At 72.8% G+C, this 16,942-nt stretch carries 14 protein-coding genes and 1 pseudogene; 9 read left to right on the forward strand and 6 right to left on the reverse strand.

Annotation, left to right across the window (positions count from 1 at the left end; translation table 11 throughout):
• Positions 1-181 (reverse strand): annotated as a pseudogene (locus ACFQO7_RS17440) (non-reducing end alpha-L-arabinofuranosidase family hydrolase); the annotation flags it as partial.
• Positions 182-544: 363 nt separating this feature from the next.
• Positions 545-2,080 (reverse strand): sigma-70 family RNA polymerase sigma factor, encoded by a 1,536-nt coding sequence (locus tag ACFQO7_RS17445; RefSeq protein WP_376807317.1) that lies wholly within the window; start codon positions 2,078-2,080, stop codon positions 545-547.
• Positions 2,081-2,949: 869 nt separating this feature from the next.
• Between ACFQO7_RS17445 and ACFQO7_RS17450 the strand changes: the two genes are divergently transcribed.
• Both ACFQO7_RS17450 and katG read left to right on the forward strand, forming a co-directional pair.
• Positions 2,950-3,369: a Fur family transcriptional regulator gene (locus ACFQO7_RS17450; protein ID WP_465252386.1), complete on the forward strand. Its 420-nt coding sequence runs from the start codon at positions 2,950-2,952 to the stop codon at positions 3,367-3,369.
• A gap of 36 nt (positions 3,370-3,405) precedes the next feature.
• Positions 3,406-5,637 (forward strand): catalase/peroxidase HPI, encoded by a 2,232-nt coding sequence (katG, locus tag ACFQO7_RS17455; RefSeq protein WP_376807319.1) that lies wholly within the window; start codon positions 3,406-3,408, stop codon positions 5,635-5,637.
• A 60-nt stretch (positions 5,638-5,697) separates the two neighbouring features.
• On the opposite strand, the gene ACFQO7_RS17460 is transcribed toward katG, so the two are convergent.
• Positions 5,698-6,375, reverse strand: a complete 678-nt coding sequence (locus ACFQO7_RS17460; protein WP_376807320.1) for a hypothetical protein — start codon at positions 6,373-6,375, stop codon at positions 5,698-5,700.
• 145 nt (positions 6,376-6,520) lie between these two features.
• Between ACFQO7_RS17460 and ACFQO7_RS17465 the strand changes: the two genes are divergently transcribed.
• The 4 genes from ACFQO7_RS17465 (at position 6,521) to ACFQO7_RS17480 (ending at position 9,732) form a co-directional block, all read left to right on the forward strand.
• A complete protein-coding gene (locus tag ACFQO7_RS17465) occupies positions 6,521-7,147 on the forward strand; it encodes a helix-turn-helix transcriptional regulator (protein WP_376807321.1) in 627 nt (208 codons plus the stop codon).
• 31 nt (positions 7,148-7,178) lie between these two features.
• Positions 7,179-7,631, forward strand: a complete 453-nt coding sequence (locus tag ACFQO7_RS17470) for a DUF3291 domain-containing protein (protein WP_376807322.1) — start codon at positions 7,179-7,181, stop codon at positions 7,629-7,631.
• Positions 7,632-7,745: 114 nt separating this feature from the next.
• A complete protein-coding gene (locus tag ACFQO7_RS17475) occupies positions 7,746-9,410 on the forward strand; it encodes a S9 family peptidase (RefSeq protein WP_376807323.1) in 1,665 nt (554 codons plus the stop codon).
• A 34-nt stretch (positions 9,411-9,444) separates the two neighbouring features.
• Positions 9,445-9,732: a DUF1905 domain-containing protein gene (locus ACFQO7_RS17480; protein ID WP_376807324.1), complete on the forward strand. Its 288-nt coding sequence runs from the start codon at positions 9,445-9,447 to the stop codon at positions 9,730-9,732.
• A gap of 63 nt (positions 9,733-9,795) precedes the next feature.
• Here ACFQO7_RS17480 and ACFQO7_RS17485 read toward each other — a convergent pair whose 3' ends face one another.
• The gene (locus ACFQO7_RS17485) at positions 9,796-10,653 is read right to left on the reverse strand and encodes an SAM-dependent methyltransferase (protein ID WP_376807325.1); all 858 of its coding nucleotides are present in this window, start codon (positions 10,651-10,653) and stop codon (positions 9,796-9,798) included.
• 145 nt (positions 10,654-10,798) lie between these two features.
• Positions 10,799-12,049, reverse strand: coding sequence for an MFS transporter (locus ACFQO7_RS17490; RefSeq protein WP_376807326.1), 1,251 nt, complete (start codon positions 12,047-12,049; stop codon positions 10,799-10,801).
• A gap of 103 nt (positions 12,050-12,152) precedes the next feature.
• Between ACFQO7_RS17490 and ACFQO7_RS17495 the strand changes: the two genes are divergently transcribed.
• Together ACFQO7_RS17495 and ACFQO7_RS17500 are read left to right on the forward strand one after the other, a co-directional pair.
• Positions 12,153-12,701 carry a TetR/AcrR family transcriptional regulator gene (locus ACFQO7_RS17495; protein WP_376807327.1) on the forward strand — a complete coding sequence of 183 codons (549 nt, stop codon included), beginning with the start codon at positions 12,153-12,155 and terminating at the stop codon, positions 12,699-12,701.
• 221 nt (positions 12,702-12,922) lie between these two features.
• A complete protein-coding gene (locus tag ACFQO7_RS17500) occupies positions 12,923-13,372 on the forward strand; it encodes a hypothetical protein (protein ID WP_376807328.1) in 450 nt (149 codons plus the stop codon).
• 55 nt (positions 13,373-13,427) lie between these two features.
• On the opposite strand, the gene ACFQO7_RS17505 is transcribed toward ACFQO7_RS17500, so the two are convergent.
• Positions 13,428-16,238 (reverse strand): AfsR/SARP family transcriptional regulator, encoded by a 2,811-nt coding sequence (locus tag ACFQO7_RS17505; RefSeq protein WP_376807329.1) that lies wholly within the window; start codon positions 16,236-16,238, stop codon positions 13,428-13,430.
• Between the two features lie 275 nt (positions 16,239-16,513).
• Between ACFQO7_RS17505 and ACFQO7_RS17510 the strand changes: the two genes are divergently transcribed.
• Entirely contained in the window at positions 16,514-16,906 is a 393-nt protein-coding gene (locus ACFQO7_RS17510) for a hypothetical protein (protein ID WP_376807330.1), read from the forward strand.
• Positions 16,907-16,942: the final 36 nt, after the last annotated feature.

The raw sequence follows: 16,942 nt of genomic DNA on the forward strand, positions 1-16,942 counted from the left end.
CGCTGTTGCGGTTGACCAGGATGTACCAGGCGCTGGTGTCCACGGTCGCGGCCTGGGCGCGGTTGCTCGCCATGACGATCATTCCGGCGCTGACCAGGGCGGTGACCACCACGGTGGTCAGGGCCACGCGCCAGGCTTGCCGCCGGGAGACGGCTGGTGGGATGGTGCTGATGCCGGTCACGGCATCCTCCTTCGATGTCGGGTGCGGCCCGTCGGCCGGCCGCGGGCACGACGCAGCGCCGCGGGCCGGCCGATGGGTACGGCCGTCCACGGATGCGCTTGCGGTGAGAACAGGGAACTCGGTTATCGGTCACACGCGTCCTGTGGAGCACGTCCCTAGAAGACGTCGCCCTGCTCCGGATAGTGCTGATGGCGCTGTGACGCTGGTTTCGTGAGCCGTCCCGTCAGTCGAATGTGAACGATAACAACAGCGACGTCAAGCCCCGGCGAAAATGTTTCGAGAACGCCCAGCGTGCGAGCCGGGCATCGGCCGACGTCAACGCCGTCACCCGCGCGGCATCCGGCACGCTCCGCGCACGGGGCACTACGCCGCCAGCGGTGGCCGGATCCGGAACGAACTGTCCGAGCGGAAGACGGCGCTGCCGTCGGACTGGTCGACCCACAGCTCGCTGCCCCGCCGGTGCAGGAACCAGCCGGGGTAGTTCGACGATTCGAGCAGGATCGTCGCGGCCGACGAACCGGGCCGGACGCAGAAGGTGGCATCCCCCTTGAACAGTGCCGTGCCGTCGTCGGCGTGCAGCCGCACCCGCCACGACGAGTGGCGCAGGTAGCGGCCGTCCGGGCTGCGGAAGGAGAAGCACTTCGGGTCGGCGATGCCGGCCACGACCCGGAAGGTGGCCTGCTGGCGAGCCGACGCGCTGCTCGCGCCGGACAGCGGGGCCAGGACGCCGAGCGCCGCGGTGGTCGTGACGTACAGCCCGGTGCCGTCGCCGGCCTCCAGGGAGGTCGGCCCGACCGCGAGCTGCCGCGCCGGGCTGCGCGCCGGGCTCGGTGCGACGGGACCGGGGCTCGGGGCGGCGCGGCGGGGAGACGGACTCGGCGGGAGCGCGACGGCCGAGGGCGCGGGCGCCGCGATCGCCGGAGGCCGCGGCGGCGGGGTCTCGGGCCAGCTGATGACGGCGGCGGCGCTTCCCGCGACCACGGTGCCCGTCACGGCGAGCGCCGCGATCGGATGAGCCGCCAGTGCCTTGGCCAGCTGGCTGACGACGCCGGTCTTGGCGGCTGCGGCCAGTGCGGACGCGGAGGTCGCGGTCGCCAGCCCGCTCTTGCCGATGACCGCGGCGGTGAGCGCGAGGGGGGCGGGCAGCAGTGCGAGCCCGATGAGCAGCTGCTCGGCCGCGGGCATCGCCTCGGCCCCGGGAGCGCAGACGGCGCATGCCTGGACGTGCCGGGTCAGCCGCTTGCGCCAGGTCCCGCCGGGCACGCCGTCCCAGCCCGCCACGACGCCCTCCAGCTCGCCGCAGCGCGGTCGCGCGTCGAGGGCCGCCACCACGGCGCGGCAGCCGTCGAACTGCCGGCGCATGCGCTGGACGCGTACGCCGGCGTGGGCGACGCTGACCCCGATCGCCTCGGCCAGCTCGGTGCGCGACAGGTGGCCGGCGACCTCCAGCCACCACAGCGACAGCAGCACCCGGTCGTCGGAGTCGAGCCAGTTCGCGGCGCGGGCCGCCTGGCGGCGCTGCTCGGAGACGTTCAGCCGCAGCGCCGTCAGTCCTTCGAAGCGCGCGCCCGCGTCGGGTGTGCCCACCAGGTCGGCCAGGTCGCCGGTGTGCCGTTCGGCGGCCCGCCTGCGGTGCAGGTGGGTGCTGACCTGCCGGACCGCGATCGCGCCCAGCCACGCCCGGAAGCGGTCCGGCGCGCGCAGGTCCCGTAGTTCGCGCACGGCGCGCAGCATGGAGTCCTGCACCACGTCGTCGGCGTCGTCCTCGGTGTCGAGGGCTCTGCGCGCGATGGTGTAGACGAACGGGAGGTACGCCTCGATCAGGGTGTCGAGTGCCCGGCGGTCACCGGCCTGCGCTGCGACGACGAGCGCGGTCTCGGTCGAGCTGTTGGGTGGCATTCTCCGCATCGCTGTCGTCGGTGGATCGGGTGGTTGACTCTGACGGAGTCGCGGGTGCCGCGTCAAGACGCGGTGGGAGAGGTCCCGCCGTGCCGGTCGGCCGCCGTCGTCGCCTCGCGACCGCCGCACCGTGCGTTGCATAACACTTATCCGCGCTGAGAATCGCCCGCCAGACGTATCGAAATCGTGTCCGAAAAAGCGTTATCCAAGTCCTGCTTGGAGGGTCGCACCATCGCGGACCGCACTGGCACTCACCTTTCCCTGATGGTATCTGCCAGGGGATACGCCTTGATCAGCAGTTGTTTCGCCGGCATCCCAAGGGTCGGCGAACCGGGTTGGCGGCTGCCCCTTGATAGCGGCGAAACAATCTGGCAATGTCGTCGTTTATCGATGGGGCCGGACCTGCCCGGCCGGCCCCCGTCGATACCCGGACACCTGGAAGACGCGTCGTCTGCGAACAGGAGCATTTGTATCGATTAACATCAATCAGAACCGGCGAGGTGGCGTCGCCCCGCTACTCGCCCGTTGCTGAGCCGTCCCGCCCCTCCCGTCTGACCGACCCTGTTCCCATCATCGCCGCGGTGCCGTGTGCGATCGCGCGGCGATGCCGCGATGTCGATGTCGCCCGCTCCGTTTCCATGCTGCCGCGGATCTGCCGCCCTGCGGCCATACCGCACATGCCGGACCCGGCCCGGTGTCCTGGCGCCTGCTCGGCGGTGACGCGCGTGTGCGCCATGTCCTCCTGCCGACCTGCTGTGGTCTCGCCTTCGGCCTGTGCTGCCCGCCGAGGCGTGCCCGGATTCATGCTGCCCTGAGATCAACTCTTTTTCTTGACTCATTCCAGAAAAGGCAGCAGACTACGGGGCGTGGTGACGGCCCCGGACTTCGAGCAGTTGCTGCGCGGAGCCGCGTTGCGGGTGACCCGTCCCCGAACGGCGGTGCTGCGCGCGGTGTCCGCGCATCCGCACGCCGACACGGACTCGATCGTCGGCGCGCTGCGCGGCGAGGTCTCGCACCAGGCGGTATACGACTCGCTGCGCGCCCTGACCGCCGCGGGCCTGGTGCGGCGGATCCAGCCCGCCGGCTCGGTGCCTCGCTACGAGGCGCGGGTCGGGGACAACCACCACCACATGGTCTGCCGGTCCTGCGGGCTCATCGCCGACGTCGAGTGCGCCGTCGGCGACGCGCCCTGCCTGACCGCGTCCGGCGGCGACGGTTTCGCGATCGACGAGGCCGAGGTCGTCTACTGGGGCCGCTGCCCCGGCTGTTCCACCGCAGGCAGTTCCTGATCCACCCGATCCCCCGCAAGTCACGGAAGGAATCCGATGTCTGAGAACCACGATGCCGTCGTCCACGACGCCGAGGCCGGCGCCGAGTCGCGCTGCCCGGTGGCGCACGGACGCGCGCCCCACCCGACCCAGGGTGACGGCAACCGCGGCTGGTGGCCCAACCAGCTGAACCTGAAGATCCTGGCCAAGAACCCGGCCGTGGCCAACCCGCTGGGCGAGGACTTCGACTACGCCGAGGCGTTCGCGGGCCTCGACCTCGCCGCCGTGAAGCGGGACATCGCCGAGGTGCTGACGACCTCGCAGGACTGGTGGCCGGCCGACTACGGGCACTACGGCCCGTTCATGATCCGCATGGCGTGGCACAGCGCGGGCACGTACCGCATCAGCGACGGCCGCGGTGGCGCCGGCGCGGGCATGCAGCGGTTCGCCCCGCTGAACAGCTGGCCGGACAACGGCAACCTGGACAAGGCCCGCCGCCTGCTGTGGCCGGTCAAGAAGAAGTACGGCCAGGCCATCTCCTGGGCCGACCTGATGATCCTGACCGGCAACGTCGCGCTGGAGACGATGGGTTTCCAGACCTTCGGCTTCGCCGGCGGCCGCCCCGACGTCTGGGAGCCCGACGCCGACGTCTACTGGGGCCCGGAGACCACCTGGCTCGGCGACCAGCGCTACACCGGTGACCGCGAGCTGGAGAACCCGCTGGCCGCCGTGCAGATGGGCCTCATCTACGTCAACCCGGAGGGCCCGAACGGCAACCCGGACCCGATCGCCGCGGCCCGCGACATCCGCGAGACCTTCGGCCGCATGGCCATGAACGACGAGGAGACCGTCGCGCTGATCGCCGGCGGCCACACCTTCGGCAAGGCCCACGGCGCCGGCACCACCGACCACGTCGGTCCGGAGCCGGAGGGCGCGACGCTGGAGGAGCAGGGCCTGGGCTGGAAGAACAGCCTCGGCAGCGGCAAGGGCGGCGACACCATCACCAGCGGCCTGGAAGGCGCCTGGACGAACACGCCGATCGCTTGGGACAACAGCTTCTTCGAGATCCTGTTCGGGTACGAGTGGGAGCTGTTCCGCAGCCCGGCGGGCGCGCAGCAGTGGAAGCCGAAGGACGGCGCGGGCGCGGGCACCGTGCCCGACGCGCACGACCCGGCCAGGAGCCACCCCCCGATCATGCTGACCACCGACCTGTCGCTGCGCTTCGACCCGGTGTACGAGCCGATCGCGCGCCGCTTCAAGGACGACCCGGCCGCGTTCGCGGACGCGTTCGCCCGTGCCTGGTTCAAGCTGACCCACCGCGACATGGGCCCGATCGACCGCTACCTCGGCCCGGAGGTCCCGGCCGAGGCGCTGATCTGGCAGGACCGGGTGCCGACGGTGGACCACGAGCTGGTCGACGCCGCCGACGTCGCCGCCCTCAAGGCGCAGGTGCTCGCGTCGGGGCTGTCGGTGTCGGAGCTGGTCTCGGTCGCGTGGGCGTCGGCGTCGACGTTCCGTGGCAGCGACAAGCGCGGCGGCGCGAACGGCGCCCGCATCCGTTTGCAGCCGCAGAGCGGCTGGGAGGTCAACGACCCCGACCAGCTGGCCCGCGTGCTGCACACCCTGGAGGGTGTGCAGGCCGCGTTCAACGCCGCCCAGACCGGCGGCAAGAAGGTGTCGCTGGCCGACCTGATCGTGCTGGCCGGGTCCGCCGCCGTCGAGCAGGCCGCCGCGACCGGCGGCCACCCGGTCGAGGTGCCCTTCACGCCGGGCCGCACCGACGCGTCGGCCGAGCAGACCGACGCGGAGTCGTTCGCCGCGCTGGAGCCGACCACCGACGGCTTCCGCAACCACCTCGGCAAGGGCAACCGCCTGCCGGCCGAGTACCTGCTGCTCGACCGGGCCAACCTGCTCACCCTGAGCGCGCCCGAGATGACCGTGCTGGTCGGCGGTCTGCGGGTGCTCGGCGCGAACACCAAGCAGTCCACGGTCGGCGTGTTCACCGACACCCCCGGGTCGCTGACCAACGACTTCTTCGCCAACCTGCTCGACCTGGGCACCGCGTGGAAGGCGACGTCGGCCGACGCCGAGACCTTCGAGGGCCGCGACCTCGCCACCGGTGCGGTCAGGTGGACCGGCAGCCGCGCCGACCTCGTCTTCGGCTCGAACTCCGAGCTGCGGGCGCTGGCCGAGGTCTACGCCAGCGACGACGCGAAGGAGAAGTTCGTGCGCGACTTCGTCGCGGCGTGGGTCAAGGTCATGAACCTGGGCCGGTACGACCTCGCCTGATCCTGGTGACGACGAAGCCCGCCGGTGTACGTCACCGGCGGGCTTCGTCGCTGTCGGAGGTCAGTACTTCATGACGCAGTAGACGACCGTCGGGTGCAGGAACCGGTACCAGTGGTTCCACTTGTAGTCGTTGGTGCACTTGTCGCCGTTGGCCCCGCCGCGCACGATGTCGACGATGTGCACCGTGCCCTTGGCCTTGCACTTCGGTGCGGCGACCGCGAATTCGGTGTCCGTCGGCAGGATGTAGCAGTAGTTGCGCACCAGGTACAGCTCCAGGCAGAGCCGGTAGCCGTCGGTGGTGATCCAGGGCCCGTCGGGATCGGCGCAGGTGCCCTGCGCGCGGTCGACGGACAGCACCCGGTAGGTGCCGCGGGTGCCGTTGCAGTTGCCGAGCCCCAGGAAGTCGCCGGTCTTGTCGACGGTGATGCAGTCGCCGACGGCGGCGGGCGCGGGCAGCGCGGCTTCCGTCGTCGGGATCGGCTCGGGCGGCGAGTACAGGTCGGACGGGGACGGGCGGGCGGTCCGCTGCGCCGTCGGCGACGGCGACGGGCTGTCGTCGTTGACGAGGTTGTACACCACGCCACCGCCGCAGAGCCCGACCACGCACAGCACCACCACGCCGATGATCAAGCCGATGATCAGGGGCGTGTTGTTCTTCTTCGGCGGTGGCGGCGGGCCGGGCTGCCAGGGGGCGGCGCCGGGGTAACCGGGGGGATTCTGCGGTGGAGGCAGCGTCACCCCAGGAGTCTCACACGGGCGCGCAACGGTGTTCCACGCAGCGGGTCCACATCAGATCAGCGTCACCGCCGCTCGTCGTGGGGGTGCGCCGACCCCCGGAGCACCCGCGATCGGCCCGCTGCCTGGTGGGAGGCACACTCGTGGGGTGACCGACGATCTCGGCGCGGTGGCCGCGCTGCACGACCCGGTGCGCCGGGCGCTCTACGACTATGTCGTCGCCCAGGGCCGGGCCGTCGGGCGCAACGAGGCGGCCCAGGAGGCCGGGGTGTCGCGTACCCTCGCGGCCTTCCACCTGGACAAGCTCGCCGAGGCGGGTCTGCTGGAGAGCGACTTCATGCGGCTGACCGAGGCCAGGCCCGGTCCGGGCGGCGGGCGTCCGGCCAAGGTGTATCGCCGAGCGAGCGCCGCGCGCAAGGTCACGCTGCCGCACCGTGACTACGAGCAGCTGGCGGCGCTGCTCGCCGAGGTGGTCCACGACCTGGCCGCGGACGACCGCGCGGTGTCGGTGGCAGCGGCCGCGGGCGAGCGGCTGCACGAGCCCGGCGGTTGGCTGGCGACGCTGCGCGAACGCGGCTACGAGCCCTATGCCGACGGCGACCGGGTGCGCCTGCGCAACTGTCCTTTCCGGCAGGTCGCCGAGGCGGAGCCGCTGCTCGTGTGCGCGATGAACCTGGCGTTGTGCAAGGGGATCGCGGGTGAGGACGCCGATGTGGAGCTGGACCCGCGACCGGGGGAGTGCTGCGTATCGTTCTCTAAAAACAATTTTCGTTGACATAGAAGCGGCGGGGTGGTCTGCTCGATCCATGCATCTCGCGCAGCTCAACGTCGGGCGCCTGGTGGCCCCGCTCGACGCCCCGGAAGTGGCCGAGTTCGTCGCGCTCCTCGAACCGATCAACGCGCTGGCCGACGCCGCGCCCGGGTTCGTGTGGCGGCTCAAGGACGCCGAGACCGACTCGGCGGTGGCCTACCGGCACGACTTCGGCGACGACCTCCTGATCAACATGTCGGTCTGGCGCACCCGGCAGGACCTGTGGGACTACGTGTACCGGTCCCGTCACCTGGCCGTACTGCAGCGGCGGCGGGAGTGGTTCCAGCGGGCGGTGGAGATCCACAGTGTGATGTGGTGGGTTCCGGACGGGCGCCTGCCGACCGCCGCGGAGGGTATGGCGCGCCTGGCGCTGCTCAACGAGCACGGCCCCGGCCCGGACGCGTTCACCTTCCGGGACTTCCGCGACCCGGTCGACGCGCCTGCCTGACCGGAGCCGGACCGCCGAGCGCCACCTTGTTGTGCCGATTTGCGGCAGATATGACCGAATCGGTCACTTCCGTGGCCGAGTCAGGGCAGGGTGGTCGCAAGGAGAGGAGCCGGGATGGACAGGATTCTCGCCGACCAGACCAGGGCGGCCGGCAGTACCGTGGATCAGCTCGCACCCGCCGGCGGCACGACACCGCGGGTCAGGCGCTGGGTCGCGGAACAGCAGCGGTGGGCGGCCGCGATCGCCGAGCACGGGGTCGACTGGGACCACCCCCGCTCGGTGCACTGGAACGCCGCCTGCGGCACGGACGCCGCGGCCGACTTCGCCGCCGTACGCCGCAACGCGCGCACCTACGACGCCATCGCGCCCGCGTTCGCCGCGACCGCCCGCCACCGCGAGGATCGCGCCCGCACCGCCGAGGCCATGGGCGACCTGGTCACCGCGCGGGAGAACTACTTCATGGCAGCGGTGCAATGGAGCGCGGCGCAGTGGCCGGGCCACGCCGACGACGCCGCCGGCCGGGGCCACCACGAGCGCAAACGCGCCTGCTACGCCCGCTACGCCGCGCTCGCCGACCACCACGTCGAAGCGGTGTCGGTGCCGTTTCCCGGAACCCACCGCGGTTCGCTGCCGGCCTGGTTGCATCTGCCGGCCGGATACACCGGCGGCCGCCTCCCGGTCGCCGTCGTGGTGCCGGACCTGGACAGCGCCAAGGAGGCGACGGTCGCGCTGTACGGCGACCGCTTCCTGAGCCGCGGCTTCGCCGTGCTCGCGCTGGAGGGGCCGGGCCAGTACGAGTGCGCGCTGCTCGGCACCCACTTCAGCATGCCCGCCTGGGCGCAGGTCGGCCCGGCCTGCCTGGACTGGCTGGCCGGGCGGCCCGAACTCGACCCGGAACAGGTCGTGCTCGCGGGCAGCGGCTTCGGCTCGTTCGCGGCGACCGTCGTGGCCGCCCACGAGCCCCGGATCCGAGCGTGCGCCGTCACCGAGGTCTGCCACGAACCAGGCTGGACGACCGTGTTCGAGCAGGCGTCCCCGGCCTACAAGATGCGCTTCATGTACATGACCGGGCACACCGACGAGGCCGAGTTCGACCGGTTCGCCCGTACGCTGACCTTGCGAGGGCGCGCCGAGCGGATCCGGATGCCGTACCTCGCCGTCGTCGGCGAGGACGACGAACTCAGCCCGATCGAGTGGACCCGTGCCCTGCTCGACGCGATGCAGGGTCCCCGGCAGCTGGTGGTCTACCAGGACTCGCCCCACCACATCGGCGGTGTGCCGTCGGCGCGCCGGGGACCGTCCCCGTCAGGCCTGATGGCCGACTGGCTCGCGGCCCGGGTGCGCGGCGACGCCTTCCCGTCCGAGCAGTGGCTCATCGACGGCGACGGCCGGATCAACCGGGGCCCGCTGCCGCCGGCCGAGCCGGTGGAACCACCGCCGGTGCGGGCCGCCGAGCCGGTGGAAACGCCGGCACCGCAGCGGCTTGCGGAGACGGCGCCGCCCGTGCGGCCCGTGGAGCCGACGCCAGCGCCGCCTGCCGCGCCCGCCCCGGCCGCCGCCGCGGCAGCGTCCGCCGCGCCAGCCCCGTCCGCCGCTGCGGCAGCGTCCGCTGCTCCCGCCCCTGGCGGGAAGGCGAACGGCCGTGCCCGGGGGTCCCGCAAGAAGGGCGGTCAGGCTCCTGCCGGGGGCGAGCACGCGCAGCCGTCGATCCGGCACGAACCCGCCGCCGCCGGCGGATCGCGGAACCGCGGCAAGGTCCCCCGGGGACCCTCGTCCTGACCGCGGTGTCGGTGGGGCTGGCTATCCTGGCGCGATGGACCTGGAGTTCAGCGGCGAGATCTGGTTCTGGAGAGGCCCGGCCCCCTGGTACTTCGTGACCGTGCCCGACGAGCACTGCCCGGCGCTCGAAGACGCGTCGGCGCAGGTCAGCTACGGCTGGGGCATGATCCCGGTGACCGCCCGGATCGGCACGACCGGCTGGACCACCTCGCTGTTCCCCAAGGACGGGCGCTACATCGTGCCCGTCAAGGCGGTGGTGCGCCGGGCCGAGAAGCTCGACGCCGGTGACACGGTGACCGTCCGGCTCAACGTCGACGCCTGAAATCACGGCCGGAGCCCGACGGCTTTCCGGGCCCCGGATCCGCGATGCGGCGGGTCACCGCGGTCAGCGGCGGCGCAGTTCGAGGAAGCGGTAGCTGAGCAGGTCGTGGATGAGCGCCCACTGCAGCGCGTCGCCGCCGACCAGCGACTGCCAGTACAGGCCGGTCGGGCGGAACACGCGGCCCGCGGCCAGCAGCGCGCTGATCCAGCGGTCACGCGGGCGGCGCAGTTCGAGGTACGGGGTCAGGTCGAGGTCGCGGACCAGTTCCAGGCCGTGCGCGGCGGCCGTGGTGCGCACCTGGCCGACCGTCAGCAGCGAGCCGACGTGCCAGCCGGCGCGGAACTCTTCCATCCGCTGGGCGGCCTTCGGCGAGTCGGGCGTGGCGGCGGAGGTGAGGAAGTCGTCGCAGAGCACCAGCCTGCCGCCGGGGCGCAGGGTGCGGGCCGCCTCGCGGAAGTAGCCGTCGGCGTCGGGGCTGTGGATGAAGGCCTCGATGGAGAAGGCCAGGTCGGCGGTCCCGGTCAGGTCGTCGGGCACCGCGAGGAAGTCGCCCTCGCGGCAGCGGACCCGGTCGGCCATCCCGGCCTCGGCGATCAGCTCGGCCGCTCGCGCCGCCTGCGCGGAGCTAATGGTGATGCCCTCGCCGGTCAGGTCGGTCTGTGCCGCCAGGTAGAGCAGGCTCGCGCCGAGCCCGCAGCCCAGGTCCACTACGGACGGTCGCGCCAGTTCCGGCGGCAGCGTGTCGAGCAGCAGTTCGTCCACGTGGTGGAAGGCCTGTGCGCGGGTCGCCACGCCGGGACCCCAGACGGCGCGGTGGATGGACGCGCCGCCCTGCCCGAGCCGCTCGAAAGCGGCGGCGTTGTTGTCGTAGTAGCGGCGTACTCGCTCCGTGCCCGCCGCCGCGTCCGCCTGGGAGGTCATGGCGGCCAACTGTAGACGCTCCCGGCCCTTCCCGCGCGACGGCGACAACCCGCTTCCGCTTGCACCGCAACCGATTCGTCGGTGCCCTGGTGCGTCCCTTTCGTGGTCGGCCTGCAGTTTCCAGGAAACTGCAGGCCCGAAACCGTCAGGCCAGGACGGGGTCGCTGCGGCGCAGGCGGAGCTGGGTGAGCAGGCCTGTGGCGGCGATCAGGACGGCGATGGCGCTGTAGGTGAGCACGGTGGGGAGCAGGCCGACGGAGGCGACGCTCTGGCCGGCGATGATCAGCGGCAGGCCGAAGGACAGGTAGGCGACCAGGAAGACGGCGGCGAACAGGCCGCCCCGCTGGTGCGGCTGGGCGTGGGGGGCGACCAGGCGCAGCGCTCCGCCGAACGACGCGCCGAAGCCGAGGCCGCTGACGATCGCGCCGAGCCAGACCACGGGCAGCAGGCCGGCGGCGATGCCGGCCGCGACGACCACCGTGCCGGTGAGCAGTCCGGCGCTGCCCAGCACCGTGGCGCGGCGGCCGTGGAAGCGGCCGGTCATGATGCCCGCGACCGCGGCCGCGCCCGGGGCCAGGAACGCGGTCGCGCCGTTGAGCAGGCCGCTGTCGAGGTGGAAGACGCCGCGCACGATGGTCGGCCCGAGGCCCATGAACAGGCCGGCCATCATCCAAGCCGACAGGTGCACGGGCACGGCGGCGGCGAACTCGCGGCGGGCCGGGTGCGGCACGGTGACCCGCGGCACGAGCGAGCCCAGCGCGCCGGGCCGTCGCGCGGACGTCTCGGCGGATAGGTAGAGCACCACCGCGCCGATCGCCATGATCACGGTCAGCGTGCTGAACACGATCACGTTGGCGGAGTGGGTGAACTGGACCGCGACGCCGGTGAGCAGCGCCCCCAGGCCGAGGCCGCCGGCCGGGGCGACGCTGCCGATCAGCGAACCCCAGCGGCGATACCGCGGCGGGGCCAGTTCCAGCAGCGACGCGGTGAACGCGCTGCTGGCCGCGCCGGTGGCCAGGCCCTGCACGACGCGGGCGGCGATGACCCAGCCGAGGTTCGGCGCGAACACGAACATCAGCATGGAGACCAGCTCCACCAGCAGCGCGCCGATCAGCACCGGCCGCCGGCCGAGGTGGTCCGACAGCGAGCCGGCCACCAGCAGCGCGGCGAGCAGCGCGAAGGCGTACGCGGCGAAGGCGACGGTGAGCATGGACGGCGCGAAGCCCCATTGCCGCTGAAACAGGACGAGCAGCGGGGTGGGCGCACCGGCCGCCAGATAGAGCGACCCGAAGGCGAGCGCCGCGCCGGCGAAGGCGACGGTCGGCGACAGCGGCCGCCGGGCGGTCCGGGCGGAATGGCGGGGTATATAAGGAGTGGCCCGCTCGGCGATGGTCATGACGTGCGCTCCCTAAAGCAAAGATCATTGCGTTTAGTGTCGTAGGCGACCGTAGCCTCAGCGCGAAAGTTAAAGCAAATATTTCTGCGTTAGAGTGGGAGTCATGTCTGCCACACCCAGCCCCGCCCGGCGCACCGGCGGCCGCAGCGCCGCCGTGCTGGCCGCGGTGCGCTCCGCGGTCGAGGAACTGGTGCAGGAGCGCGGCAGCGCCCAGGTGACCATTCCGATGGTCGCCGAGCGGGCCGGGGTCAACCCGACCAGCATCTACCGCCGCTGGGGCGACGCGCCGTCGATGATCAACGACCTCGCGACGTACCGGATCTCGCCGGACCGGCCCCTGCCCGACACGGGTGACCTGCGCGAGGACCTGACCCGCTGGGCGCAGGAGATCATCGAGCACTTCCGGCAGCCGGCCGCCGCGGCACTGCTGCGGGGTGGGGCGGCCGGGGCCGGGGCGGGCGACTCGGACTGCCTGCGCAACCGCCGCGCCGAAGCGACCCTGCTGATCGAGCGGGCCGGCGGCGGCGTGCCCGTGGCAGACGTGATCGACCATGTCATCGCGCCGATCGTCTATCGAGTGCTCTTCCGGCCCTGGACCCTGGACGACGATCTGGCATCGTCCCTGGTGGGACGCCTGTTCGCGGGTCGCTGACGACCTATCCGATCACGACGGTGGAGATCGGAACGAATTGCTTCGTACCGTGGACTATCCGGCCCGGGTCCGGAGGAGTATCGTCATAGGCGTTCCCCGCCGACTTCCCCCGTGGTCGGCGGGGATCCTTCGTTTCCGCGGCGGTTTACGGCCGTGTCCGGCGGGTATCCGCTGCCCGTCACCACGAATCAACACCGCTGTCGGCACGCAGGAGGACAACGATGATGCTGCTCGGATTGCTGCTGGTCCTCGGCCTGGCCGGACTGGCGCTCGTGGCCTTCATGGACAATGACGGCCTGTTCACCGCGTCGGTGGGCTCGGTCGAGCTGTTCGGCTACGACGCCACACTCTCGGTCGGTGAGGTCTTCCTCATCGGCGCGGCCGCCGGTGCGCTGCTGCTCGTCGGGCTGTTCATGCTCTTCGGCGGGGCCGGTCGGCGCGCCCGCCGGCGGATGGCGGCCCGCCGGGAACTGCAGGCGCAGCGCGCCGAGAACCTCGCCCTGAAGCGCAAGCACGACACCATCGCCACGGAACTGGCCGCCCAGCGCGCCGCCGAGGCGGGTGCGGCCGACGCCGAACGCGAGGTCGAGGCCGCTCGGGCGGCCCGCGACGCCAAGCTCGCCCGCGACGCCGCCGAGGCCGAGTCGGACGAGCGGGTGTCCACCCGGTAACAGCGCTGAACCGTCGGGCCCGCCACCCGGATCCGGGCGGCGGCCCCGACGGCGTTCAGGCCGGTGCCGGGTCGGAGTCGAGCGGCCGGAGCTTGGCCCGGATGCGTTCGGCGTCGGGATGGGCCAGCTCCTCCATGATGCGCAGCGCGTCCCGCCACAGCCCGTCGGCCGTGTCCGCGTCGCCGAGCGCCTCGTGCGCGTCGGCGAGGTGGTCGAGGATGAACGCCTCCCAGTACCGGTCGCGGGTCTGGCGGACCAGGACCAGCGCGTTGCCGAAACCGAGCACGGCCTGCTCGTGGTTGCCGAGGTGCAGGTGGGCGTGGCCGAGGCTGTCCCAGGTCTCCCACTGCCCGGCCAGGTCGCCGACCTCCTCGTGCAGGGCGAGCGCCTCCGCGCAGGCCGTGATCGCCGCCGCGTGGTCGCCGCGCAGGGTCTGGAACCAGCCCATCGTGTTCAGCGCCTTGGCCTGCCCCGACCGGTCCCCGGTGGCCCGGTGCAGCTGGTAGGCCCGCTCGGCGTAGCTGTAGGCGTCGGCGTAGCGGCTGGTGCGCTCGCCGAGCCAGGTCAGCGCGAGCAAGGTGTTGGCCTGGCTGGCCGCGTCGCCGGCCTGGGCGAACAGCGCCATGGCGCTGTCGTAGTGCTGCTGGGCCTCGTCGTAGCGTTCCAGCCAGGTGCTGGAGACGCCGAGCCCGTGGTAGACGTGGGCCTGGCCGGTCACGTCACCCGAGCGCAGCGCCGCGTCGAGCGCGGTGCGCTGGGTGGCCGCCTGGTCCAGCCAGTGGCCCTGCCGGTCGAAGTAGGTGATCAGCGTCCAGGCCAGCTGCCAGGTGTGCCCGTCGCAGCCCAGCTCGTAGGCCTGCCGGATGACGGCCAGCAGCACCGCGTGCTCGGCGGCGAACCAGGCGTAGGCCGCGTCGCGGTCGGCATGCACCTCCGGTGTCACCTGCTCGTCGCAGGGCAGGATCGCGATGCGGTGCCGGTGCGGGTAGACCATCAGCGTCGCGCTGTTGGCGGTGTGCAGGTAGTGGTCGTACGCGCGGCGCAGCGCGGTGAAGCGGTCCGGCTCGGGGTCGGCCTCGGCGACCAGTTCGGCGGCGTACGCCCGCATCAGGTCGTGCAGCAGGAACCGCCCCGGGCCGTGCTCGACGGCCAGGTGCGCGCGAGTCAGCTCGGCCAGCAGCGGGCGTGCCTGCCGCACGGTCAGCCCGGCCGTGCTGGCCGCCGCCGCGAGCGAGACGTCCGGCCCCGGATGCAGCCCGAGCAGCCGGAACATCCGCGCGCCGCCGTCGCTGAGCTGGCGATACGACCAGGAGAACACCGCGCGCAGGTCGGTGGCCGCGTCGTCGCCGCTGAACGCGTCCAGGTTGTCGCGCCCGTCGGCCAGTTCCCCCGCCAGCGCGGCCAGCGGCAGCGCCGAGCCGACGGCGGCGCGGGCCGCCACGATCGCCAGGGCCAGGGGCAGCCCGCCGCAGCGGGCGATGACGTCGCGCACGGCGCGGGGCTCCCGCTCGACCGCGGTGCCGCCGAGCCGATGGGTGATCAGCTGCCGCGCCTCGGCGGCGGTGAACACGGCCAGCGACAGCGGCCGGGCGCCCTCGGCCGCGACCAGGCCGGACAGCTGGTTGCGACTGGTTACCAGCACCATGCACCCGGCCGTGCCGGGCAGCAGCGGACGCACCTGGTCGGCGTCGCGGGCGTTGTCCAGCACCAGCAGCATGCGCCGCCCGGCCAGCAGGCTGCGGTAGAGAGCGGCCTGCTCGGCGAGGTCTGCGGGCACCCGCGCGGACGGCACGCCCAGCGCGTCGAGGAAGCCGCGGACAGCCTGCGAAGGGTTGGTCGGCGGGCCGGACGCGTCGAAGCCGTGGAGGTTGACATGGAGCTGCCCGTCGGGGAAACGCTCGGCGGAGCGGTGCGCCCAGTGCACCGCGAGCGAGGACTTGCCGATTCCCGCGCTGCCGGTGATGACCGCGACCCGGGCCGGGCCGGTCTCCCGGTCGCGCATCCGGTCCAGCTCCCGCAGCGCCGCGTCGCGGCCGGTGAAGCCGGCCACGTCGGCGGGCAGTTGCCGGGGCACGGTCACCGGCTCGGCCGCGGGCGCTTCGGGCGTGAAGTCGTACCGGCCGGGGCGGGTCAGCCGCTCGTCGTCGCGCAGGATCGCCTCGTGCAGCGCCCGCAGCTGCGGGCCGGGCTCCAGCCCGAGTTCGTCGCGCAGCAGCGTGCGGGTGTCACGGAACAGGTCCAGGGCCTCGGCCCGCCGCCCGCTGCGGTAACGGGCCAGCATCAGGCAACCGCGGAAGAACTCGCGGAACGGCTGCTCGGCCACGAGCGTCTCCAGCGTCTCCGCGACCTGCCGGTGCCGGCCCAGGGCCAGCTCGGCCTCGGCCCAGCCCTCGTACGCGGCGAGCCGTTGCTGGTCCAGGCGCAGCGCCTCGTCGGCCAGCGGCGGGTACGCGGTGAACTCCGCGTACGCCGGGCCGCGCCACAGGTCCAGGGCGGTGCGCCAGTTCCGGGCGGCCGCCTCGACGTCACCGCCGTCCAGGGCCGCGGCCGCCGCGGCGCTCAGCTCGCCGAACCGGGCCGCGTCGAGCGACTCGCCCGCGGGCACCGTGTAACCGTCGGCGGCGTTCTGGATCCGCTCGGTGCCGAGGGCCCCGCGCAGCTGGCTGATGTACTGGTGGACGTTGCGCCGGGCCGAGGCCGGGGGCTGGTCGGCCCACAGCGCCTCGACGAGCACGTCCATGGGCGCTGGCCGGCCCAGGCGGGCCAGCAGGACGGCGAGCGCCAGCCGCGGCTTGTGGCCCGTGGGCAGGTAGGCCGGCTGTCCGTCGTGTACCGCCTGAAGGGGTCCCAGCGTCTGGAACTCCACTGCCGTCTCGCCTTCCCCGACCACGATCCCGACAACGAAACGTGCTCAGGCGACTACGGTCCGCTTTGTACATCGCCTGTACCGCGATAGGACACGATGCGCGGTATCGGCGAGCGTACGGCACGGGTCGAAACGCCCTGTGACAACCGTTGCGCGTTCGTCGGCCGGCACGCCGACGTGCCGATGGTCTCGGGGTGGGCCGAGATTCGGGGGACCTCGGCCGCCCCGAGACCACGACTGGCAGCCGCTGGACGGCGTCGGGCACACTGCCTCCCATGCCGAAGTCACGCCGCGAAGTCCGGGCCCGCCGAGCCGCCGCTGCCGCACGGATGCAGCCCGGCGGCCGGGCACGGACCCGCTCGGCGCTCACCGAGGCGCGCAGCTGGCAGGCGGCCGGCCTGCCCGCCGCCCTGGCCGGCGCGTTCGGTCTGGTGCTGAGCGTCGCGCTCGCCGTCTGGCACTCCTGGCTGCTGCCCGCGGTGGCGGTCGGCGCGACCCTGCTCAACGTCTATGCCGCCTACGTCGTCGTCAAAGCCCGCCGGGCCGACGACGTCCTGTTCCCGCAGCGCTGGGGCGCCGGCCGGTTCTCCGCCCGGGGCGAGGCCGTCTCGGGAGTCCTGGCGCTCGCCTCGGCGGTGCTCGCCGTGATCGGCTTCGCCGGCCGGTGAATACGCGTTGCGGCCCGGCCGCGCACCCACGTAGGG

Source organism: Catellatospora aurea (assembly GCF_042663325.1).
In the GTDB taxonomy this organism is placed as follows: domain Bacteria; phylum Actinomycetota; class Actinomycetes; order Mycobacteriales; family Micromonosporaceae; genus Catellatospora; species Catellatospora aurea.